The organism is Streptomyces violaceus (genome assembly GCF_036014075.1).
Taxonomy (GTDB): domain Bacteria; phylum Actinomycetota; class Actinomycetes; order Streptomycetales; family Streptomycetaceae; genus Streptomyces; species Streptomyces violaceus.
Map to the genome: position 1 here is coordinate 4,412,527 of NZ_CP107911.1, position 22,011 is coordinate 4,434,537.

The following is a 22,011-nucleotide window of genomic DNA, read 5'->3' on the forward strand; positions in this document are numbered from 1 at the left end:
CACCCCGCCGCGCCGCAACACGAGCGAGCATCCGCAACGCCCACCGCAGATCCCCCTCCGGAACCGACGCAAGCCCGAGCCTGACCGCGTCGGGCGCAACCGGGGGCCACAGCGAAGACAGGCCAGGCATCACGGCGATACCGTGCCCCGCCGCCACGGCAGCCGGCGACGCACGGCACCTGACTCACAAACCCGCACCCCGCCGCGCCGCAACACGAGCGAGCATCCGCAACGCCCACCGCAAATCCCCCTCCGAAGCCGACGCGAGCCCGAGCCTGACGGCATCGGGCGTGTGGCCGGGGGCGACGGCGAAGGCGGGGCCGGGCGTGACGGCGATGCCGTGCGCCGCGGCGGCGGCCGTGAAGGTGTCGGCGCGCCACGGGGCCGGCAGCTCCCACCAGGCGAAATAGGCGCGCGGGTCGGACCGCACGGCGAAGCCGGCGAGTTCCTCGGCGAGGATTCGCTGCCGCCGCACCGCGTCCGCCCGCTTGGCCTCCACCAGCCGCGTCACCGTCCCCTCCGCGGCCCAGCGCACGGCCGCCTCCAGGGCGAACCGGCCCGCGTTCCACCCGCCCGACCGCACGGCGTCGGCCACGGCGGCGGCCCGCTGCGGCGGCACGACGAGGAACCCGACGGTGAGCCCGGGGGCGACCCGCTTGGAGAGCCCGTCGACGACATGGGCGAGGGCCGGGGCATGGGCGGCGAGGGGATCACCGGCCCCGTGCCGCTCGCCCGACCCGTGCAGGAAGGACCAGATGCGGTCCTCCACGATCGGGAGGTGCAAGTGGTGGATCAGCTGGGCGAGTTGCAGCCGCCGCGTCCGGCTCGTCGTCAAGGACGTCGGATTGTGCAGCGTCGGCTGCACATAGAGGGCGGACAGGGGTGCCGTACGGTGCGCCGCCGCGACGGCCTCCGGGAGCAGCCCGGCCATGTCACCGGCCAGCGGCACCAGCGTGATGCCCAGCCGGGCCGCGATCTCCTTGACCAGCGGATACGTCAGCTGCTCCACACCGACCCGGCCGCCCGGCCGGACCAGGGAGGCCAGGACGGCGGCGATGGCCTGGCGGGCGTTGCCGGTGAACAGCAGCCGGTCCGGGGCAGGGCGCCAGCCGGGCGTGGTGAGGAGGGCGGCCGCGGCCTCCCGGGCTCCCTGGGTGCCGGTGGCGGCCGCCGGCAGCAGGGCCTCGGCCAGCACGTCGGGGCGCAGCAGGGGCTCGAGGACGGGGGCGAGCAACTCCGGCTGACCGGGCGCGCTGGGGTAGTTGAGCTCCAGGTTGACGGGGGCGTCGGCCGGGCCGGGCTCGGCGAGCGCCTGCCCCGGCGGGCCCGTCGGTCCGGCGCGTACGAAGGTGCCGCGCCCCACCTCGCCGACGACCAGCCCGCGCCGTACGAGTTCGCTGTACACCCGCCCGGCCGTCGACGAGGCGATCCCGCGGCGCCGCGCGAACGCCCGCTGCGGCGGCAGCCGTTGACCGGGCCGGAGCCGTCCGGTGGCGATGTCGTCGGCGATCCTGTCGGCGATACGCCGGTAGTCACCCATCGGTCGGCCTCCCCCTTGGATTGCACCGAGAGCAAAGATCTTATTGCACCGAGTAGTTGGGCGGCCTAGGGTCGTCCCCATGGCACCCTTCCTCGCATACGAGGACAAAGGCCCCGCCTCCTCCCGGCAGCCCCTTGTCCCCAAGGTTCCCCTGGTTCTCGTCCACGGCCACCCCTTCGACCGCACGATGTGGGCCCCGCAGCTCGAGACGTTCTCGGCGGACCGCCGGGTCATCGCCCCCGACCTGCGCGGTTACGGCGCCTCTCCGGTCACCCCCGCCGTCACGGACTTCTCCGGATTCGCCCGGGACATCGAGGCCCTGCTGGACGAGCTGAAGGTGGAGTCGTTCGTCCTCGCGGGCCTGTCGATGGGCGGCCAGATCGCGATGGACTGCTACCGCCTGTTCCACGAGCGGGTCAGCGGCCTGGTCCTCGCGGACACCTTCCCGTCGGCGGAGACTCCGGAGGGCATCCGCACCCGCGACGCCATGGCGGACCGCCTCATGGCGGAGGGCATGCGCGGCTACGCCGACGAGGTCCTGGAGCGGATGGTCGCCCCCTACGCCCCCGACGGGGTCAAGGCCCACGTCCACCGCATGATGACGGCCACCGCCCCCGAGGGCGCCGCGGCGGCCCTGCGCGCCCGCGCCCGGCGCCCCGGCTACGACGACCTGCTGACCCGTGTCTCCGTCCCGGCCCTGGTCGTCGCGGGAGCGGACGACACCTTCACACCGGTCTCCGACGCCCTGGCCATGCACACCGCCCTCCCGGACGCGGCGCTGCACATCATCGACGGCGCGGCCCACATGCCGAACCTGGAACGCCCGGACGTGTTCGACCAGGCGCTGGGGGAGTTCCTGGCCCGCGTCGACGCACGGCAACCTTCCTCCGCCCCGCCCCGTCTTTGAGGGAGGATGCGGGCATCCCGCCCCGCGAACGGAAGGCCGGCCTGTGAACACCGCCGCTGCCGAGTGGACCGCCACGGACGACGGGCCGGAGCACCGCCCGCCCGGACGCGGGTTCGGCGCGTGGTGCGCCGGCCTGCTGCTCGCGGGTGTGAGCGTGGTCGTCGGCTTCCGGACCGCCGACAGCGACGGCATCACACCCGTCCCGCAGCTCCTCGCCTTCCTCCCCTGGCTGCTCGCGCCCACCGGCCTGGCGCTGCTGCTCACCCTGCGCTCCCGCTGGTGGTTCGGCACGGCCTGGGGAGTCGTCGTGCTCGGCCTGCTGGCCTGGTTCATCGAGCCGTACGGCAAGGTCGACGACCCCGCGGGCCGCCCGGTCGCCGACCTGCGCGTGCTGACCTCGAACGTCGAGTTCGGGCAGGGCACCGGCTTTCTGGTCGCCGCCGTCCGCCGCGAGAAACCGGACATCATCTTCGTACAGGAGTGCGACTACGAATGTGACGCGCGGCTGAAGCGGGACCTCTCCCGGGACTACCCGCACCGCCGTGCCGTCGAGGGCGGCGGCTCCGAGGGCTCCGCCATCCTCAGCCGCTTCACGCTCCGGCCCACCGACGGGGTCCCCGGCACCATGGGCATGCCCGGGGCGATCGCCGACGTGGACGGGCACGCCGTACGGCTCCAGCTCGCCCACCCCATGCCCCCGCTGCCCGGGCAGGTGGACCTCTGGAAGCGGGAGCTCGGCGCCCTGCGCGCCGCGGCCGTCACCGACCGCGGAACCCCGCTCGTCCTGGCCGGCGACTTCAACGCCTCCCAGGACCACGCCGTCTTCCGCCGCATCCTCGACACCGGACTGCGCGACGCCTCCCGTCTGGACGGCGCCGACCGCACGGCCACCTGGCCGGCCCGGACCGCCCCGACGCTCGGCGCCCAAATCGACCACGTGCTGGTGTCGCGGGACTTCGCGGCCCGCGACACTCGCATCCTGGACCTGGCCGACACGGACCACAGGTCGGTGATCACCGACCTGACGCTCCACGAGGGCCGGTGACCACCTGAGCGAGCTGCCCGGCGCCAACGGCAATCAGACGCCGATGTCGCCCCCGTCCGCGCGCCACACGGCCACGACCGCCGGCCGGACGTACTTCCCGGGCCCGTCGGGCCAGGTGCTGGCCGGCTTCTCCACGGACGCGCCGTCGATCTCGCCCGGGTGCTGCACGGCGACGAGGACGCGCCGGTCCTGGATGATCGGACCGCAGGTCTCGGCGCCCTTCGGCACGGTCAGGAACTGCTTGAGCTCACCGCGCCGCTCACCCCGGGTCGCCACGCCGAACAGGCCGTCGTGCGAGCCGAGCTGGGCGCCGTCGGTGGACATCCACAGGTTGCCGTAGGGGTCGAAGGCGACGTTGTCCGGGCAGGAGATGGGGCTGACGCCGTCCTTCGGGAACCCGGCGAAGTACGTCGCCGGGTCGTCCGGGTCACCCGCGACCAGGAACAGCGACCAGGCGAACTTCGTGCTCTCCGGCCGGTTCCACCGCTCGGTGAGCTCCAGCACGTGCCCGTGCTTGTTGGCGTGGCGCGGGTTGGCCTCGTCCGCCTTGGCGTTGGAGCCGACACCACGGTTGGTGTTGTTCGTCAGGGCGACGTACACCTTCCCGGTCACCGGGTTGGGCTCGATGTCCTCGGGGCGGTCCATCTTGGTGGCGCCCACCTTGTCACCGGCGAGCCGGGTGAAGACGAACACCTCCTCCGCGGTCATCCCGTCCACATGCGAGACGGCACCCTTCGCGGTCGCGGTGGCCAGCGGAATCCACTGCCCGCTCCCGTCGAACTCCCCGTCCTTCGGCAGCTTGCCCGTGCCCTCGATCTCGAGGGCGGGGGAGTCACCGGTGAGCTTGGCGACGTACAGCGTCCCCTCGTCGAGCAGCGAGAGGTTGTGCTCGCGCACGGCACGCGAGGACCCGTGGCGCATCCGCTTGCTGCCGACGAACTTGTAGAAGTAGTCGAACCGCTCGTCGTCACCGGAGTACACGACGGGCCGCCCGTCCTGCGTGAGCCGCACGGTCGCGGCCTCGTGCTTGAACCGCCCGAGCGCGGTGTGCTTGCGCGGCGTCGACTCCGGATCGTACGGATCGAACTCGACGACATACCCGAACCGGTGCACCTCGTTCGGCTCCTGGGCGACATCGAACCGCTTGTCGAACCGCTCCCACTTCCGCTCGGTCGCGCCGGTCCCGACCCCGTACCGCTTGTCGGTGTCCCGGCTCGCGTTGGCGAAGTACTGGTTGAAGTTCTCCTCGCCGTGCAGGGTCGTGCCCCACGGGGTGACACCGCCCGAGCAGTTGTTGAGGGTGCCGAACACCTTGGTGCCGGTCGGGTCCGCGGAGGTCCTCACCAGCTTCGACCCGGCGACGGGCCCGGTCAGCCGGAACTCGGTGGTGACGGTGACGCGCCGGTTGAGCTGATGCCGGGACACGGCGGTGAGCTTCCCGGTCCTCCGGTCCCCCTCCACCACCACGGCCGACAGCCCATGCGCGGCCCACGCCACCTCGACCTGCTCACGGGTGGGGTTGGCGGCGTCGTACCCCCGGAACATCAGGATCTCGTCGGTGTACTCGTGGTTGGCGACGAGCAGCTGCCTGCCCCGCTCACCCGGCAACGGGAGGAGGGCGAGGAAGTCGCAGTTGTACCCGAACTGCCCGGCCTGGGCCTTGGCGGTCTGCTTCTCCGGGTCGAAGGCGGGCGCCCCGCGCAGGATGGGCTCGCCCCAGCGGATGACGACGTTCTGCCCGTACCCGTCCGGCACGGTCACGGCGTCGGTGGTGTTGGGCGCGACGGGCGCGAAGCGCAGCCCGCGCGCGCCCTTGTGTTTACGCCGGGCGGCCACGGCGGCGGCGTCCGCTGCCGGTGTCGTCCCTGCCGTTGCCGGTGCCGCACCGGCCGGTGGAGCCTGCCCGACACCCACGGCCCCCGCCCCGGCGGCGCCCACAGTCACCACGGCCGCGGCCCGCATCATCGACCGGCGGCTGAGCGCACCGGCGATCACATCACCGACGTACTCGTTGGAACTGGTGTTGGGCACCTCGTGGAAGCAGGCGTCACCACACCGGAAACGACAGGTCATGGCGGACCGGCCGCCAGGGTGCGATCCGGACGGCGTTCCGATCAACGGCAGCAGCTTTCGCACTTTGCTCTCTCCTTGGATGCCCTGGGTGTCAGCGTGACCGTAGGAGCACATACGTGCGGGAGCCGGGCGCCTGGATGAACTGCGGGTGAACCTGGGGCGTCCGTGCGGCAGTTGCGGCGATTCAGCACGGCGTCACGTCGGCAGGCCGGATGTCCCCCTTGACAGAAAGGACCTCGCACACCCGACCCTGCCCAAGATCACACAGGAGGGCCGCTAACCTTACGTGTCCGTCCTGGCCAGGGATTGACGGGCTTCAACTCACGCGAAGGGTTGCGCGCACATGGGCATTCTCACTCTCTTGCGGAACGCGTTCGGACGGTCACGCAAGTCACGGACCGCCGAGGCGGAGGGTGCGGCGCGGCCGACGACGACCCCGGAGGAGCCGACGGCAACGCCGTCGAGCGATACATCGACCTCACGCGGCCAGGTACCCGCACAGGAGCCCCCGGCCGCGTCCGGGGAACGCCAGACCTCCTCCCCCACGACGGCGAGCGTCCCCGAACCCCGCACCTCCTCCCCCAACGAACACGACCTGGTCTCCGCGGCCTTCGACAGCGTCGCGGCGGTCCCCAGGCCGACGCGCTCCGCGGAGACCGAAGAGACGGCACCGACTGAGCCTGCGGCTGCGGCCGCGGCTGCGGCGGGGGAGTCGCCGGAGGCGGCGGTTGCCGAGGAGCCGGAGGTCGCGGGGGAGCCCGAGGTCGCCGAGGAGCCGGCGGTCTCTGAGGAACCCGAGGCTGCCGAGAAGCCGGCGGTCGCGGAGGAGCCCGAGGCTGCCGAGAAGCCGACGGTCGCGGAGGACGCGGAGAAGACGGCGGTCGCCGAGAAGCCGGAAGCCGCCGACGAGCCCGAGGCTGCCGAGGAGCCGGTGGCTGCAGAGACCGCGGAGAAGCCGGCGGTCGCCGGGAAGCCGGAAGCCGCCGACGAGCCCGAGGGCGCCGAAAAGCCGGTGACTGCGGAGACCCCGGAGCAGACGGCAGTCGCCGAGGAGCCCGAGGGCACCGAGAAGCAGGCGGTCGCGGAGCAGCTGGCTGCCACCAATGAGGCGGAAGCCGCAGCGCCGACCGATGCCGAGACGCCGGCGGCTGTGGAGCCCGAGGCAGCCCCGGAAGAAGCGAAGCCGGAGGCCGAGACGAAGCCCGAGGCCCAAGGCACGACCGCTACCGAGGCCGAGCCCGAGACCGACGCTGACACCCACGCCGCCGTCGACCCCGAGCCTGCCACGGCACAGCCGGAAGCGGAGCCGAAGGCGGAAGCGACCGCGAAGCCGAAGGCTGAGGCACCCGCACCCGCACCCGCACCCGCACCCGCCGACGGCGAATCCGCCCCACAGGGGCCACCCGCACCCGACAACGATGACCGCACGGGCGGTGCGGGTGGGAACGACTCGACCGAAGGCGAAGCCGAGGCCGAGCCCAAGCCCGAGCCCGGTTCCGAAGGACCCGCCCTCCCCCTCACCCGCGTAAAGTCCCGCGCCCCCGGCCTCACCACCGCCTACAAGGCCGCCACCACCACCCTCAAGACCCACAACCTCACCGGCACCCGAGCCAAGGTCTACCTCGTCCTCGACCGCTCCGCCTCCATGCGCCCGTACTACAAGGACGGCTCCGCCCAGGCCCTCGCCGAGCAGACCCTCGCCCTCGCCGCTCACCTCGACCCCGAGGCCACGGTCCAGGTCGTCTTCTTCTCCACCGAACTCGACGGAACCGGCGAGATCACCCTCACCGACCACGAGAACAAGATCGACACTCTGCACGCGAGCCTCGGCCGCATGGGCCGCACCAGCTACCACGCGGCAGTCGAAGCCGTCCTCGCCCACCACAGCAAGGAAGCGGCAACCGACACCCCGGCCCTGGTGATCTTCCAGACGGACGGCGCCCCCGACGCCAAGACCCCCGCCACCCAGTCCCTCACCGACGCGGCCAAGTCCCACCCCACCGTCTTCTTCTCCTTCGTCGCCTTCGGTGACCCGGAGAACAAGGCCTTCGACTACCTCCGCAAGCTCAAGACCCCCAACACGTCCCACTTCCTCGCCGGCGAAACCCCCCGCGAGCTCACGGACGGGGAGCTCTACGAGGGCGTACTGGCGAACTGGCGCCCGTAGCCACCACACGCCCCGGGGGGTGGACAGGAGAGAAGCCCCTGTCCACCCCCCGAAACGCGTGTGAGTCGATCTTCGACGGACCAGTAGGATTTCGACCATGGCGGCCACTGGATCCGAGAAGCAGGGGGCGAAGGCGTACTACGTCTCGACCCCCATCTACTACGTCAACGACGCTCCTCACCTGGGCCACGCCTATACGACCGTCGCAGGCGACGTGCTCACCCGCTGGCACCGTCAGCGCGGCGAGAAGGTGTGGTACCTCACCGGCACGGACGAGCACGGTCAGAAGATCATGCGCACCGCGGAGGCGAACGGCGTCAGCCCCCAGGAGTGGGCAGACAAGCTCGTCACCGAAGCGTGGAAGCCTCTCTGGGAACACCTGGAGATCGCGAACGACGACTTCATCCGCACCACGCAGAAGCGGCACACGGACCGCGTCCGGGAGTTCGTCCAGGACCTCTACGACAAGGACGAGATCTACAAGGGCGGCTACGAGGGCCCGTACTGCGTCGGCTGCGAGGAGTACAAGCTCCCCGGCGAGCTCCTCGACGGCGAGGGCGAGTACGCGGGCCAGAAGCTCTGCCCGATCCACAAGAAGCCCGTGGAGAGCCTCAGCGAGGAGAACTACTTCTTCAAGCTGAGCGAGTACGGCGACAAGCTCCTCGCCCACTACGAGGCGAACCCCGGCTTCATCCAGCCCGAGTCCGCGCGCAACGAGGTCGTGAACTTCGTACGCCAGGGCCTGCAGGACCTCTCCATCTCGCGTTCCACGTTCGACTGGGGCGTCCCGGTCCCGTGGGACGACAAGCACGTGATCTACGTGTGGATCGACGCCCTGCTGAACTACGCCACGGCGGTCGGCTACAACGAGAACCAGGCGAAGTTCGAGGAGACCTTCCCGGCCGACGTCCACCTGGTCGGCAAGGACATCCTCCGCTTCCACGCGGTGATCTGGCCGGCGATGCTGATGGCCCAGGGGCTCCCCCTGCCCGGCAAGATCGCGGCCAACGGCTGGCTGATGGTCGGCGGCGAGAAGATGTCGAAGTCGAACCTGACCGGCATCAAGCCGCAGGACCTGACCTCGCACTTCGGCGTGGACGCGTACCGCTGGTACTTCCTGCGCGCGATCGCCTTCGGCCAGGACGGCTCCTTCTCCTGGGAGGACTTCTCCGCCCGCTACACCAGCGAGCTGGCGAACGACTACGGCAACCTGGCGTCCCGCGTCGCGGCGATGGTCGGCAAGTACTTCGGCGGTGAGCTGCCGGAATCGACGGCCGACGGCGAGGCGGAGAAGGCGATCCACGAGGGCCTGGCGAAGGCCGTCACGCAGGCGGACCGCAAGATCGGCGAAGACCTGGACTTCCAGGGCGGCATCCTGGCGATCTTCGACTTCGTCAAGCAGGTCAACGGCTACATCACGGAGCAGGAGCCGTGGAAGGTGGCCAAGGACACCTCTGACGAGGGCAAGGCCCGCCTGGCCACGATCCTCTACACGGCCGCCGAATCGCTCCGCGCGATCGCCGTCCTGCTCAACCCGGTCATGCCGGAGACCTCCCAGAAGCTCTGGGACTCGCTCGGCGCCGAGGCCTCCCTCGGGGCGCTCGCGGACCAGAAGGTCCAGGAGTCCGGCGAATGGGGCAAGCTCCCGGCCGGTACGACGGTCACGAAGGGCGCGGTCCTCTTCCCGCGCCTTGAGGAGAAGCCGACGGCGTAACGGCCGTAACACGCTCGCTACAGCACGGGGCCCGGGAGAACACGAACCTTCTCCCGGGCCCCGCGCTTTGCGAAGATCGCATGAGGACGGCCGCCCGGCCGCCGCCACTCACCACGGGGGTTTCCATGGCACTCTTCGGCAACGCGCACACCGTAGACCCGGCATCGGCCCAGCAGGACTACGCCCGCCTCCTCGGCCACGGCGAGCAGGTCCACGCCGCGTTCCTGCTGATCCGCGACACCATCCTGTTCACCGACCGCCGCCTGATCCTGGTCGACAAGCAGGGCATCACCGGCAAGAAGACCGAGTACCACTCGGTCCCCTACCGCAGCATCACCCACTTCGCCGTGGAAACGGCGGGCACCTTCGACCTCGACGCCGAACTCAAGATCTGGATCTCCGGCTCCCAGCTCCCGATCCAGAAGACCTTCACCAAGGGTGTCGACATCTACGAGGTCCAGGCGATCCTGACCCAGTTCGTCGCGCGCTAGCGGCGCAACGTCGGCCGGCCACTGGCCCCACCCTCTGATCATCCATCACACTGGATGGACGAACGGGCCTTGGGTATACGTTCGCTGACAACGGGTCAGTCGGGTGGGGGCGATGGCGGAACCGGGGGAAGAACGGCCGGAAGCGGTCACTGTCCGCAACGATTTCGCGTTGGAGCGCTACCGGTACGTCCTGCAGCAGATCCATGCCGTGAACGAGAACGCCCACCGGTTCCTCGCCATCTACCAGACGCTCGCCACCGCACTCGTCACCGCGGCGCTCGCCCTCTTCGTCGGATACCGCAAGTGGGACCTGGCGCCGGCCACCGCCCGCGGCGGCGTCATCGGCCTGCTGACGCTGGCCACGATGGTCGCCGCGTTCACCGGCACACTCATCGTGGTGGGCGCGCTCGCCTGGCTCGACTACCGCAACGAGGAGTGCGACATCACCGACGAGGTCGTCGGGCCCGGCTTCCGCAAGCGCCCTCGCCCCGGCAACTTCCTGCGCTGGTACGAGACGTATGTGCTGCTCTTCATCCTCGTATCGGTGATCACCATGTGGGTGCTCGCCGCGCTGTTCCTCCTGCCCGCTATGAGGTGATCACTCCCGGTGCCCGAGCACGACTACACCAGCACGTCTCTGTGGCAGAGCACCCTCGCCGGGCGCCCGGGCCCCGACGCCCACGCCGATCAGCGGGAACGACTGCGCACGTCGTACGCGGAGCTGCGGAAGAAGGCCGCCGTCCTCCTGGAGGAGAACGCGCGCAGCATGCCGGACTTTACGGTGCACGACATCAGCCACGTGGACGCACTGTGGGAGACGGCCGACCTGGTCTGCGGTACCGAGGTGACGCTGAATCCCGCCGAGGCGTACGTGCTGGGCTGCGCCTTCGTGCTGCACGACGCGGCGATGGGGGCCGCCGCGTACGGGACGACCGTGCCCGAGGCGCTCGGTGAGAAGCGGTGGCGTGATCTCGTCTCGGTGGCCTACTACCACCAAGAGGGCTGCTGGCCCGACCGGGAGGAGCTGGACACCCCGCCCGCCGAGATCGCGGACGCCTGCCTGGCGACGGCGATCCGCGACACACACGCGGAGCAGGCCAAGCGGCTGGTGGACCAGCCCTGGCGGTCCAGTACGGGCAACGAGATCTTCCTCATCGAGGGCGTGCAGCTGCGAGAGGTGTACGGCCCGCTGGTCGGCGAACTGGCGGCCAGCCACTGGTGGCCCGTGGACCGGCTCGCGCAGGAGTTCCCCCATACGATCGGTTCCCTGCCCTGGCAACCCAGCGAGTGGACCATCGACTCGCTCAAGCTGGCCTGCATCCTGCGACTCGCCGACGCGACGCAGGTCGACAGCCGACGCGCTCCCGGCTTCCTGTTCTCGCTGCGCAGGCCGCAGGGCCTCTCCCGCGAGCACTGGCGGTTTCAGGAGCACATCGCCCGGCCCTACCGAAACGGCGACCGGGTCACCTACAGCTCGCTGCGCCCCTTTCCCCCGCAGGACGCCACCTCCTGGTGGCTGGCCCTGGAGTACCTGCGCGGCATCGACCGCGAGCTGAAGGCCGTCGACGCCCTCCTGCACGACCTCGGCCGGAACCGGCTCGCGGCGCGGGCGGTCGCCGGCGTCGGCTCCCCGGAGCGCTTCGCGGAACTCTTCCGCGTACAGAAGTGGCGCCCCATCGATGCGACCGTCAAGGTCTCCGACGTCCCGGCCCTGGTCGGCACGCTGGGCGGGCAGCAGCTGTACGGCGACGTGCCCGAGGTCGCGGTCCGGGAGCTGATCCAGAACGCCCAGGACGCGGTGCTCGCCCGCCAGACGTTGCAGCCCGGCTTCCCGGGCGGGCGCGTGGAGATCCGTCTGACCGAGACCGACGGTTCCTGGTACCTGGAGGTCCGTGACAACGGCACCGGCATGGACGAGGAGACGCTGGTCCACGGGCTGCTCGACTTCGGCACCAGCGGCTGGAGCTCCACCAGCCTGCGCAACCGGCTCCCGGGGCTGGCCGACGGCGGCTTTCAGCCCAGCGGCCGCTTCGGTATCGGATTCTTCTCCGTCTTTCTCCTCGGCGATCAGGTGGAACTGATCACCCGTCGCTACGACGCCTCGCTCACGGACGCCCGCCGCCTCACCTTCGACGGACCCTCCAGCCGCCCCCTGCTGACGCCCTTCACCGGACAGGGCTGGGTACCGGAGGGCACGACCGTGCGCGTGCGGCTCAGGAAGAGCCCCTACGAGCTCCAGGGCCTGTTCAGCCGGACCGACGACGAACGGCTCGCCCAGCTCGCCCAGCGTCTGGTCCTGGAGAACGCGGTGCCCGTGTACACATGGGAGCCCGGGGCGGCCGAACCCGAGATCCTCGCGCCGTTCTCCCTGGCTACCGGGTCAGCTGACGAGGTGTTCGACCGCCTCTACCCGCCCCAGGCTCTGAGGTGGCGCACCGGAGAGGAGAAGCTGCGCCTCCAGATGCGCGACGATTTCGTCAGCAGGGCCACCGAGCTGCTGAACGACAAGGGACGGCGCATCGGGCTCGCCATGCTCTGGAACAACATGCACTTCCAGGGCCGACGCGACTTCTGGGGCACCGTCACAGTCAACGGCTTTCTCGCTGACACCTCGGTCTCCTTCGCCGGCTACCTCGCCGGACAGCCCAGCCGGGCCTCACGGGACAAGGCCGCGCTGATCGCCACCAAGGACCAGGTGCGGCAGTGGATGCGCACCCAGGAACAACGGCTGCGCGACACCGGCCACTTCGGGGACCCACTCCAGCTGGAACTGGCCTACACGCTGCACAACGCCTTCAACCCGCTGGCCGACGACATAGCCTTCGCGCTGACGGCACAGGGCGTGCTGCGCCTGGCCGACGTACCCGAGTGGGCCGCCGGGCGCAGCGAGATCTTCCTCGCCTTCGGCTGGCCCGTCACCTGGCGGACCCGTCCGCCGGAGCTCTACCACCACCTCTCCGGGAAGCGGGTTCAGGTCCCCGACAACTGGATCTTCATCTACCAGCTCGTCTCCACCCCACCTCTGTCACAGGTCTTCCCGGCCGCCGCCAACCGGGACACCGCATACGAGTTCGCCCGCGACCACACCACACCCACCTGGCAGAAACAGTGGTGGCGCAATTCAGGCGACCTGTACGGCCTCTTCATCCGCTCCCTGTGCGAGGCGTGGTCCTGCACGGTCGAGTCCCTGCTGGCACCCGTCGAACAGCGCGACTGGTCGGACAGCATCCACTTGGAGGACGAATCACTCGGCCCCGTTTCCGGCTACCTTCTCCACCGCCCACCCAGCCCATGAACGTTTTTGCGGCTCTCGAAAGAGTGAACGCAGTCCATTTCACGGGATCCACTGATCTCGTCGGACCTAGCTTGCGCCCATGGTCACATCAACCCATGAGACCTCCCACCGGATTTTCCAGGACCATCCGGAGGTTCTCACTCCTGCCTTCGAGGCACTGGGGCTACCACCGCCCGCGAAGGCGATCATCGAGGCGCTCACCCCCGACGCCACGGAGATCAAGCCGCTGGAACGCCGTGTGGACACGGTGTTGAAGGTCGAACCGTCCGAAGGCGACGGCTTCCTGATCGCCATCGAGGCCCAGACCGCCCGGTCCAGCGCCAAGGGTTCCAGTTGGTCCTACTACGTGGCGTACCTCCACGCGAAGTTCGGCCTGCCGGTACTGCTCGTCGCGGTCTGCCGGGATCGGTCGACAGCGTCCTGGGCCGCCGGCCCTTTCGAGAGCCGCGTCGGCAACTGGACAACCCAGGCCACGCGTCCCTTCGTACTCGGCCCGGACAACGTACCGGTGATCACCGACGAGTCCATGATCGTCCGTGAACCGGCGTTGGCAACGTTCTCGGCCATCGTGCACAGCGACAGCGAAGACGCCCCCGCCATACTGGGCATGGTGGCCCGCGGCATGCGGTCGTTCGACAAGGCAACAGCGAAATACTGGTGCGAATGGCTTGAAGTCGGGCTGGAGGACACTCCGGTCCAGGAGACCTGGAGAGAGCTGGAGAAAATGGTCGGCACTTACTTCCCGGGCAGGGGAACCCTCTTCGAGCAGACGTACCTGGAGGGCAAGGCAGAAGGCAGGGCAGAAGATCGCACGGCGCTCATCCTCCGCGTGCTGGAGAAGCGTGGCATCGACATCCCCGAGACGGCTCGGGAACGCATCACCTCCTGCACCGACCTCGACACCCTCACGCTCTGGTTCGACCGCTCCCTGACGGCCGGCACGGCAGAGGACCTGTTCGCCGACGACCCGGCCTGACGGACAAAGGGACGCGAGAAGGCGCCCGGGGTACCCACACCCCGGACGCCTCCGCGTTGCGGAAGTCAGCGCACTACGCCACAGCCGACTCGCCCTTCACCGCCGTGCGACCACCGGAGCCCGACTGCGGCCCCCGATTGGTGTGCCGTACGAACGCCACCCCCAGCACCGCCAGGATCGACGCCGCCGAGAGCGTGTAGAGGCCGCCGTTCGTGCTGCCCGTCGTGTCCTTGAGGTACCCGAACAGCGTCGGCGACACGAAACCGCCCAGGTTGCCGATCGAGTTGACCAGGGCCAGTCCCGGCGCGGCGATCTTCAAGTCGAGGCCCGACTGGGCCATCGGCCAGAACAGCGTGGCCGCGCACTTGCCGCCTACCGCCGCCAGCGTGAGGGCGATGAGGCCGAACCAGGGCGAGCCGAGGGTGGCGAGGAACGTGCCGATGGCGGACAGGACCAGGGCGATCGCCAGGTAGGGACGGCGGTCCGGCGCCCGGTCGGTGAAGTGGCTCATCGTGTACATCGCGATGACGGCACAGACCCACGGGATCGCCGACAGCAGCCCGATCTGGAAGGGCGACAGTCCGCCGATCTCCTCCACCAGGCTCGGCAGCCAGAAGGTGATCGCGTACCCGGTGAGGGCCATCGCGAAGAACACCGCGGTCAGGACGGCGACCTGCGGATGGAAGATCAGCTTCATCCGCGACACCGAGGGAGCACGGTCCCGCGCCTCCTTGTCCCGGGCCACCGCATCGCTCAGGGCGTCCTTCTCCTCCTGCGTGAGCCACTTGGCGTCCTGGATCCGGGAGACGAGGAAGAACCCGGCGATGAAACCGACCAGGATGGAGAAGGCTCCTTCGAGGGCGAACATCCAGCGCCAGCCGGCGATGCCGCCCGCGCCGTGCAGCTCCAGCAGCGCGCCCGTGATCGGGCCGGTCACGATGTACGCCGTCGCCGAGCCGCCCAGGAAGATCGCGCTGGCCCGGCCCCGGCTGGAGTCCGGCAGCCACTGGGTGAAGTACAGGAGCACACCGGGGAAGAAGCCGGCCTCCGCGACACCGAGCAGGAAGCGCAGGGAGTAGAACATCCACACGTTGTGGATGAAGCACATCGCCACGATCACCGCACCCCAGGTGATCATGATCCGGGTCAGCCAGACCCGGGCGCCGAGCCGCTCCAGGAGCATGTTGCTCGGCACCTCGAACAGGGCGTACCCGATGAAGAACAGGCCCGCCCCGAGGCCGTAGGCGGTGGCGCTGACTCCGACGTCGGCCCGCAGTTCGTTCTGGACGAAGCCCACGTTCGTCCGGTCCATCTGGTTGACCAGCAGCATCAGGACGAGGATCGGCAGCATGCGGCGCAGGAACTTGCTCACCGCTCGTTGCTCGGCCTCAGGTATGGCGGTCGCGGCTTCTGACATCGTTGTCTCCCTTGCTGTGCACATACGTGAACAGCAATCACGTACGCGTTCTCGAAGGGACCTTATGGAGGCCCGTCTTCCGGGTCAACGGATTGAGCAGAAGTACATATATGTGAATGTGGGGCGGGCATCTCGTAGACGCCCGCCCCACGCACCCCGTCCGTCAGCTCGCGGAAGCCGACGCCGACGCGCCCGGCTGGACCGCGTCATCCGTGCCGTCGTGCGTCGCCTCGGGGTCGACGCCCAGGGTGAGGGTGGCGACGACGCCCTGGGCGATGGCGTTCCTCCGGTACTTGAGCTTCAGCAGCCCGCCCTCGGTCCCGTTGCCGGGGTAGATGGTGTCCTCGTCGAGGGTGGTGCGGGTCGTGGTGTTGGTGGAGTACGGCTCGGTCTCGGCGGAGGCCAGCACGGACTCCTCGTCGAAGAAGAGCTGGCCGGTGTGGCAGGTGGTGCCGCCCTCGTAACCGGCGTCGGTCCAGGTGCCGCCCACGTGCACTTTGGTGTGGATGTGCACGCAGCGGCCCTGGTACCAGCCGGGGAAGACCGTACGGAACTCGACGAAGCCCCGCTTGTCCGTCCGCCAGGTGCCGCGCAGATAGCGCTCGTCGTCGGTGGGCTCCTGGTGGCCCCCACCGCCACCGCCAGGGGGCGGACCCGTGGGCGTGCCGGTCGGCGTACCGGAGGGCGGCGTACCACCCCCGCCGCCCCCGCCGCCACTGCCCATGTCCTCGTAACCCGAGTACACGCCCAGCGCGTTGCAGTGCCAGATGTCGACGGCGGCGTTCGCGAGGGGCTTGCAGGACTCGGAGTCGATCACCTTGAGGCGCAGGGTGAGCGGGATGCCCTCCTGGTCCTCGGTGACGTCCCGGCGGAGCTTGTCCGCGTCGATGTAGTAGGGGCCCTCGGTGGTCTCGGAGGTCAGCTTGTAGCAGACCTCACCGGAGCCGGCGGCGGTCGTCTTCTTGGCGGCGTTCGGCTCCTCCCCGGCGAACGCGCCCGCCGCGAACGTACCGCCGACGCCCGCCGCCACCACCGCACCGGCGCCCGCGGCGACGACATTACGGCGTGTCAGATCCCGTTTGTGTTTCGGCCCTTGGGCCGTTTCCTGTCCCGTCATGGGAAGGGAAGCTAGGGAGCGCGCCTGTCAGGAGCCTGGGTAAGAGCTGGGCGAGAGCCCTGCGTACGAAAGTGGCTCGGAACCGACGCCGGTTCCGAGCTACTCACAGCGATGCGCCTACTTCGGCTGCGGCTTGCGCACCGACAGGTGCAGCTCCTTCAGCCTCGTCTCCTCCAGCTCCGTCGGCGCGCCCATCATCAGGTCCTGGGCATTGCCGTTGAGCGGGAAGGAGATGGTCTCGCGGATGTTGGGCTCGTCGGCGAGCAGCATGACGATGCGGTCGACGCCCGGGGCGATGCCGCCGTGCGGCGGGGCGCCGAAGCGGAAGGCGCGCAGCATGCCGGCGAACTTCTCCTCGACGGTCTCGCGGTCGTACCCGGCGATCTCGAAGGCCTTGAGCATGATCTCCGGCTCGTGGTTCCGGATCGCTCCGGAGGACAGCTCGACGCCGTTGCAGACGATGTCGTACTGCCAGCCCAGGATGTCCAGCGGGTCCTGGGTCTCCAGGGCCTCCAGACCGCCCTGCGGCATGGAGAAGGGGTTGTGCGAGAAGTCGATCGCGCCGGTCTCCTCGTCCTTCTCGTACATCGGGAAGTCGACGATCCAGCAGAAGCGGAAGACGTTCTCCTCGAAGTGCCCGGCACGCTTGGCGGCCTCGACCCGCACCGCGCCCATGATCTTCGAGACCTCGTCGAACTCGCCCGCGCCGAAGAAGACCGCGTGGCCGGCCGACAGCGACAGGCGCTTGGTCAGCTCGGCGACGTTCTCCTCGGTGAGGAACTTCGCGATCGGGCCGGTCAGCGAGCCGTCCTCGGCGACGCGGACCCAGGCCAGGCCCTTGGCGCCCTGCGAGACGGCGTAGTCACCGAGCTGGTCGAAGAACTTGCGGGGCTGCGCCGAGACGTCCGGCACCGCCAGGGCACGCACGTGCTTGCCGGCGAACGCCTTGAACTCCGAGCCCTCGAAGACGTCGGTGATGTCGACGAGTTCGAGCTGGGCGCGCAGGTCGGGCTTGTCGGAGCCGTACTTCAGCATCGCCTCGCGGAACGGGATCCGCGGGAACGGCGAGGTGACGTGGCGTCCGCCGCCGAACTCCTCGAACAGCTCGGTCATCAGCTTCTCGACCGGCTGGAAGACGTCCTCCTGCTCGACGAAGCTCATCTCGACGTCGAGCTGGTAGAACTCGCCGGGCGAGCGGTCCGCGCGGGCGTCCTCGTCGCGGAAGCAGGGCGCGATCTGGAAGTAGCGGTCGAAGCCGGAGATCATCAGCAGCTGCTTGAACTGCTGCGGGGCCTGGGGAAGGGCGTAGAACTTGCCCGGGTGCAGACGGGACGGGACGACGAAGTCGCGGGCGCCCTCGGGGGAGGTCGCGGACAGGATCGGCGTCGCCATCTCGTTGAAGCCCAGCGCCGTCATCTTGTGCCGGATCGCCGAGATGACCGCCGTGCGCAGCATGATGTTGCGGTGCATGCGCTCGCGGCGCAGGTCCAGGAAGCGGTACTCCAGGCGCCGCTCCTCGTTGACCCCGTCCTCGGCGTTGATGGTGAAGGGCAGCGGGGCGGCCGCGCCGAGCAGCTCGACGTCGCCGACCTCGACCTCGACCTCACCGGTCGGCAGCTCGGGGTTGATGTTCTCGGCGCCGCGGGAGACGACCTTGCCGTCGATGCGGACGGTCGACTCCTTGGAGAGCTTGTCGAGAGCCTCGTAGGAGGGAGTGCCGGGACGGGCCACGAGCTGCGTGATGCCGTAGTGATCGCGCAGATCGATGAAGAGGATGCCGCCCAGGTCGCGCCGATTGTGCAGCCAGCCACTCAGCCGGACGTCGGTGCCGACGTCAGAGGAGCGGAGCTCGCCGCAGGTGTGGGACCTGTACCGATGCATCGTCGTTCATCCAGTCTTCGCTGATCGGGGTCTGTGTTTCACGTGAAACTGGTCCCCAGCGTACCGGGCAGGGCAAGATCGGCTCTCCACAGTTAACGATCGAGCACACTTCGGTCTTCGGTGGCAGTCTTCGATCCCCTCTTCTTAAAGTAGGGCAATGCGCACTGGCGAGCCCCTGCCCGCCGTGGGGGAGGCCCTCGCCGCCCTCGCGACCGGCCTCTGGCACTGGGACACCGCTACCGGGCTGGTCACGGTCGACGCCGAGGCGGCACGGCTGCTCGGGCTGCCCGCCGAGCAGGTCAGCCTCACGGAGGCGCAGGCCCGCGCCCGGCTGCACCCGGTCGACTGGAACGAGATCACCGGCGTGATCCAGCTCGCCGTCGCCGAGGGCACCCTCGCCGAGGTGCGGGTCCGCATCATGGACGAGCAGGGCCGGATCGTCCGGGTCGTCCGCAGCCGCTCCAAGCCGTCCTTCGACCGGGCCCGCAAGGCGTACCGGCTGATCGGCACCCTCCAGGAGGTCACGGAGCCGACGCCGGGCACTCCGGCCGGGCGCAGCGCGGTCACTGGTGACTGGCGGCGCTCGCGGGAGGCGTTCCTGCTGGACGCGGGCCGGGCGCTGGCGGAGGCGCGCTCCACGCAGGAGGTACTGCGGGTCACGGCCAATCTGTCGATGCCGGGGTTCTCGCCGGACGGGCTCGCGGTGTTCGGCGTGGCCGGCGACCGGCTGACGGTCATCGGCCACCACGGGCAACAGCAGGGCGACGAGGGCCCGTTCTCGGAGATGCCGCTGGACACGGACTACCCGGCCGCCGAGGCGGCGCGCACCGGCCGGGCCGTGTATCTGGGCTCTGCCGAGCAGTACAAGGCCCGCTATCCGCTGACCTGGCCGCTCGCCGAGCGCTTCGGCCGCCGGTCCTGGGCGTTCCTGCCGCTGACCGTGGCCGGCCGCACGATGGGCGCGTGGATGGCGGCCTTCACCTACCCGGTCGCGTTCACGCCGGACGAGCGGTCCGTGCTGGCGACGGTGGCGCGGATGCTGGCACAGGCCCTGGCCCGGGCGGGCCTGGCCGAGAGCGAGCGGGCACTGACCGACGGGCTCCAGCGCACGATGCTGCCGAGACTCGGCTCGCAGCGCATCCCGGGCATGAGCGTCGCAGCCCGCTACGTTCCCACCGGCGGCGGACTCCAGGTCGGCGGCGACTGGTACGACGTGATCCCGCTGCCGAACGGACGGTTCGCACTGGTCATCGGTGACGTCCAGGGGCATGACGTGCACGCGGCGGGTCTGATGGGACAGCTGCGGATCGCCCTGCGGGCCTACGCCTCGGAGGGCCACCGGCCGGACGCGGTGCTGTCCCGCGCCTCCCGCTTCCTGCATGGCGTCAGCGACGAGGACACGTCCGACCCGCGCTTCGCGACCTGCGTGTACGTCGAGGTCGACCCGGCGACGGGGGTGCTGGACATCGCCCGTGCCGGGCACCCGGACCCGGCTTTCCGGATGGCCGACGGCACGGTGCTGACGCGGCCGACGTCGGGCGGCCTGCCGCTGGGCATCGACCCGGACGCCGACTACCCCACGACCCGGCTCGCCCTGGAACCCGGCGAGACCATGCTGATCTGCACGGACGGCCTGATCGAGACCGGGGGCCACGACCTGGACACCGGCTGGCGGCGGCTGCGCGTGATCCTGGAGGAGCACAAGGGCGATCTGGAGGAACTCGCCGACACCCTGGTGCAGGCCGTGCACGGGCCGTCCTCGCACCACACCACCGGTCCGCTGACCGACCGCCGCGAGGACGACATCGCCATGCTGCTGCTCAGCCGGGAGGGCGAGGGCTGCGGGTGCGGCGACACCATGACCGCGGTGCGCCCGGTGCGGCGCACGGTGCTGACGGTCGCGCAGGCCGAGCCCGAGCGGGTCGCCTCGGCCCGGCAGCAGCTGCGCGAACTGCTCCACGACTGGGCCTCCCAGGACCAGGTCGACTCGGCGGTGCTGCTGCTGTCCGAGCTGCTGACGAACGTCCTCGTGCACACCGACTCCGACGCGCTGCTCGTCGCCGAGATCACCGGCTCGGTGGGTGAGCGGCGGCTGCGGATCGAGGTCACGGACGGCGGTGACGACCTGCCGCACAAGCGCAGACCAGGGGAGCTGGCGTCCTCCGGCCGCGGCCTGGTGCTGATCGAACTGCTCGCGCACGCCTGGGGCGTGGACCCGCGGGGCGAGAGCAAGAGCATCTGGTTCGAGCTCTACGAGTCCGTGGACGGCTCGGGCGACGGCTCCTGGTCGCCGTAGCGGGTGCGGAGCTCCCGGAGGACGCCGAAGGCGGCCGCGGTGAGCGGCACGGCGAGCAGCATGCCGAGCACCCCCGCGACGGACGCGCCAGCGGTGATCGCCACCATCACCACCGCCGGGTGCATCTGCACGGTCCGGCTCTGGATCATCGGCTGGAGCACGTGCCCCTCGAGCACCTGCACCGCGAGCACCACTCCCAGCACCCACAGCGCGATGACGAACCCCCGGTCGGCGAGCGCGACCAGCACGGCCACGGCTCCCGAGATGAAGGCGCCGAGGTAGGGGATGTAGGCCCCGACGAAGACCAGCGCGCCCAGTCCCGCCGCGCCCGGCACGTCCAGGACGAGCAGCCCTACGGTGATGCAGAGCGCGTCGATGAGCGCGATGAAGGTGGTGCCGCGCATGAATCCCTCGACGGCGTGGAAGGCCCGTCGTGCCATGGCCTCCAGGGTGTCGGCCGAACCCCGGGGAGCCAGGGCCCGCAGGGTTCCGGTGGCCTTGTCGGAGTCGCGGAGGAAGAAGAAGACGAGCAGCAGCGCGAGCACGGCGATGGCGAGGGTCTCGCCGACCACGCTGACCCCGCTGATCACGCCGGACGCAGCCGAGCCGCCGAACTTGCCCAGCAGTTCCCGGGCGTTGGAGGCCAGGTCCTCCAGCGAGGTCCCGGCCGCTCCGAAGTGCTCGGAGATGCCCCGCGCTGCCTGCCTGAGCGAGGCGACGATCTCGTCACCCGTGTCGATGAGCGCGGCGACCACGATGTACACGGCCCCGCCCACCACGGCGACCACGGCCACACAGGTGAGCCCGGCCGCGACCGACCGCTGCACCCCGGCCTTCACGAGCCGCCGGTGCAACGGCCCGAGCAGCGCCGTCCCCAGCAGCGCGAGCAGCACGGGCACGACAGCGGTCCGGAACTCGTCGCACAGCCGGATCCCGACGTAGACGACCCCGGAGACGAGCAGGATCAGCGCGCACCAGGCGGCGAGGCGCCGGAGGGGGTCCGGGAGAAGCGTCCCGGGCCCGGCCGCGATCGGATCGGAGTCCTGCACCCCTCCACCCGACCACGCCCCGGACCTCCCGTCCCGCCGGAAC

15 protein-coding genes are annotated in these 22,011 nt (G+C 70.2%); 9 read left to right on the plus strand and 6 right to left on the minus strand.

Annotation, left to right across the window (positions count from 1 at the left end; genetic code table 11):
* Window positions 1-184: 184 nt before the first annotated feature.
* The gene (locus OG542_RS19820) at window positions 185-1,540 is read right to left on the minus strand and encodes an aminotransferase-like domain-containing protein (RefSeq protein WP_328412664.1); all 1,356 of its coding nucleotides are present in this window, start codon (window positions 1,538-1,540) and stop codon (window positions 185-187) included.
* A 79-nt stretch (window positions 1,541-1,619) separates the two neighbouring features.
* Between OG542_RS19820 and OG542_RS19825 the strand changes: the two genes are divergently transcribed.
* Complete coding sequence (locus OG542_RS19825; RefSeq protein WP_328412667.1) at window positions 1,620-2,447, plus strand: alpha/beta fold hydrolase; 828 nt, start codon at window positions 1,620-1,622, stop codon at window positions 2,445-2,447.
* 43 nt (window positions 2,448-2,490) lie between these two features.
* Window positions 2,491-3,492, plus strand: coding sequence for an endonuclease/exonuclease/phosphatase family protein (locus OG542_RS19830; RefSeq protein WP_328412669.1), 1,002 nt, complete (start codon window positions 2,491-2,493; stop codon window positions 3,490-3,492).
* Window positions 3,493-3,525: 33 nt separating this feature from the next.
* On the opposite strand, the gene OG542_RS19835 is transcribed toward OG542_RS19830, so the two are convergent.
* Window positions 3,526-5,628: a PhoX family protein gene (locus OG542_RS19835; RefSeq protein ID WP_328412671.1), complete on the minus strand. Its 2,103-nt coding sequence runs from the start codon at window positions 5,626-5,628 to the stop codon at window positions 3,526-3,528.
* A gap of 280 nt (window positions 5,629-5,908) precedes the next feature.
* Between OG542_RS19835 and OG542_RS19840 the strand changes: the two genes are divergently transcribed.
* The 6 genes from OG542_RS19840 (at window position 5,909) to OG542_RS19865 (ending at window position 14,208) form a co-directional block, all read left to right on the plus strand.
* Window positions 5,909-7,732, plus strand: coding sequence for a VWA domain-containing protein (locus OG542_RS19840; protein ID WP_328412673.1), 1,824 nt, complete (start codon window positions 5,909-5,911; stop codon window positions 7,730-7,732).
* 97 nt (window positions 7,733-7,829) lie between these two features.
* Window positions 7,830-9,446: a methionine--tRNA ligase gene (gene metG / locus OG542_RS19845; RefSeq protein ID WP_328412675.1), complete on the plus strand. Its 1,617-nt coding sequence runs from the start codon at window positions 7,830-7,832 to the stop codon at window positions 9,444-9,446.
* Window positions 9,447-9,571: 125 nt separating this feature from the next.
* A complete protein-coding gene (locus OG542_RS19850) occupies window positions 9,572-9,937 on the plus strand; it encodes a PH domain-containing protein (protein WP_193479266.1) in 366 nt (121 codons plus the stop codon).
* 112 nt (window positions 9,938-10,049) lie between these two features.
* Window positions 10,050-10,535 carry a hypothetical protein gene (locus OG542_RS19855; RefSeq protein WP_311126712.1) on the plus strand — a complete coding sequence of 162 codons (486 nt, stop codon included), beginning with the start codon at window positions 10,050-10,052 and terminating at the stop codon, window positions 10,533-10,535.
* 9 nt (window positions 10,536-10,544) lie between these two features.
* Window positions 10,545-13,232, plus strand: a complete 2,688-nt coding sequence (locus OG542_RS19860; protein ID WP_311126711.1) for an HD domain-containing protein — start codon at window positions 10,545-10,547, stop codon at window positions 13,230-13,232.
* Window positions 13,233-13,311: 79 nt separating this feature from the next.
* Window positions 13,312-14,208 (plus strand): hypothetical protein, encoded by an 897-nt coding sequence (locus OG542_RS19865; RefSeq protein WP_328412678.1) that lies wholly within the window; start codon window positions 13,312-13,314, stop codon window positions 14,206-14,208.
* A gap of 73 nt (window positions 14,209-14,281) precedes the next feature.
* On the opposite strand, the gene OG542_RS19870 is transcribed toward OG542_RS19865, so the two are convergent.
* From OG542_RS19870 to aspS, 3 genes are all read right to left on the minus strand, one after another.
* Window positions 14,282-15,625 carry an MFS transporter gene (locus OG542_RS19870; protein ID WP_311126709.1) on the minus strand — a complete coding sequence of 448 codons (1,344 nt, stop codon included), beginning with the start codon at window positions 15,623-15,625 and terminating at the stop codon, window positions 14,282-14,284.
* 163 nt (window positions 15,626-15,788) lie between these two features.
* A complete protein-coding gene (locus OG542_RS19875; RefSeq protein ID WP_328412680.1) occupies window positions 15,789-16,742 on the minus strand; it encodes an intradiol ring-cleavage dioxygenase in 954 nt (317 codons plus the stop codon).
* A gap of 117 nt (window positions 16,743-16,859) precedes the next feature.
* The gene (aspS, locus tag OG542_RS19880) at window positions 16,860-18,623 is read right to left on the minus strand and encodes an aspartate--tRNA ligase (RefSeq protein WP_311126707.1); all 1,764 of its coding nucleotides are present in this window, start codon (window positions 18,621-18,623) and stop codon (window positions 16,860-16,862) included.
* A gap of 157 nt (window positions 18,624-18,780) precedes the next feature.
* On the opposite strand from aspS, the gene OG542_RS19885 reads away from it, so the two are divergent.
* Window positions 18,781-20,919 (plus strand): SpoIIE family protein phosphatase, encoded by a 2,139-nt coding sequence (locus tag OG542_RS19885; RefSeq protein ID WP_328412682.1) that lies wholly within the window; start codon window positions 18,781-18,783, stop codon window positions 20,917-20,919.
* Here OG542_RS19885 and OG542_RS19890 read toward each other — a convergent pair.
* Window positions 20,874-21,968: an AI-2E family transporter gene (locus OG542_RS19890; protein ID WP_328412684.1), complete on the minus strand. Its 1,095-nt coding sequence runs from the start codon at window positions 21,966-21,968 to the stop codon at window positions 20,874-20,876. The two genes, OG542_RS19885 and OG542_RS19890, sit on opposite strands and share 46 nt — an antisense overlap.
* Window positions 21,969-22,011: the final 43 nt, after the last annotated feature.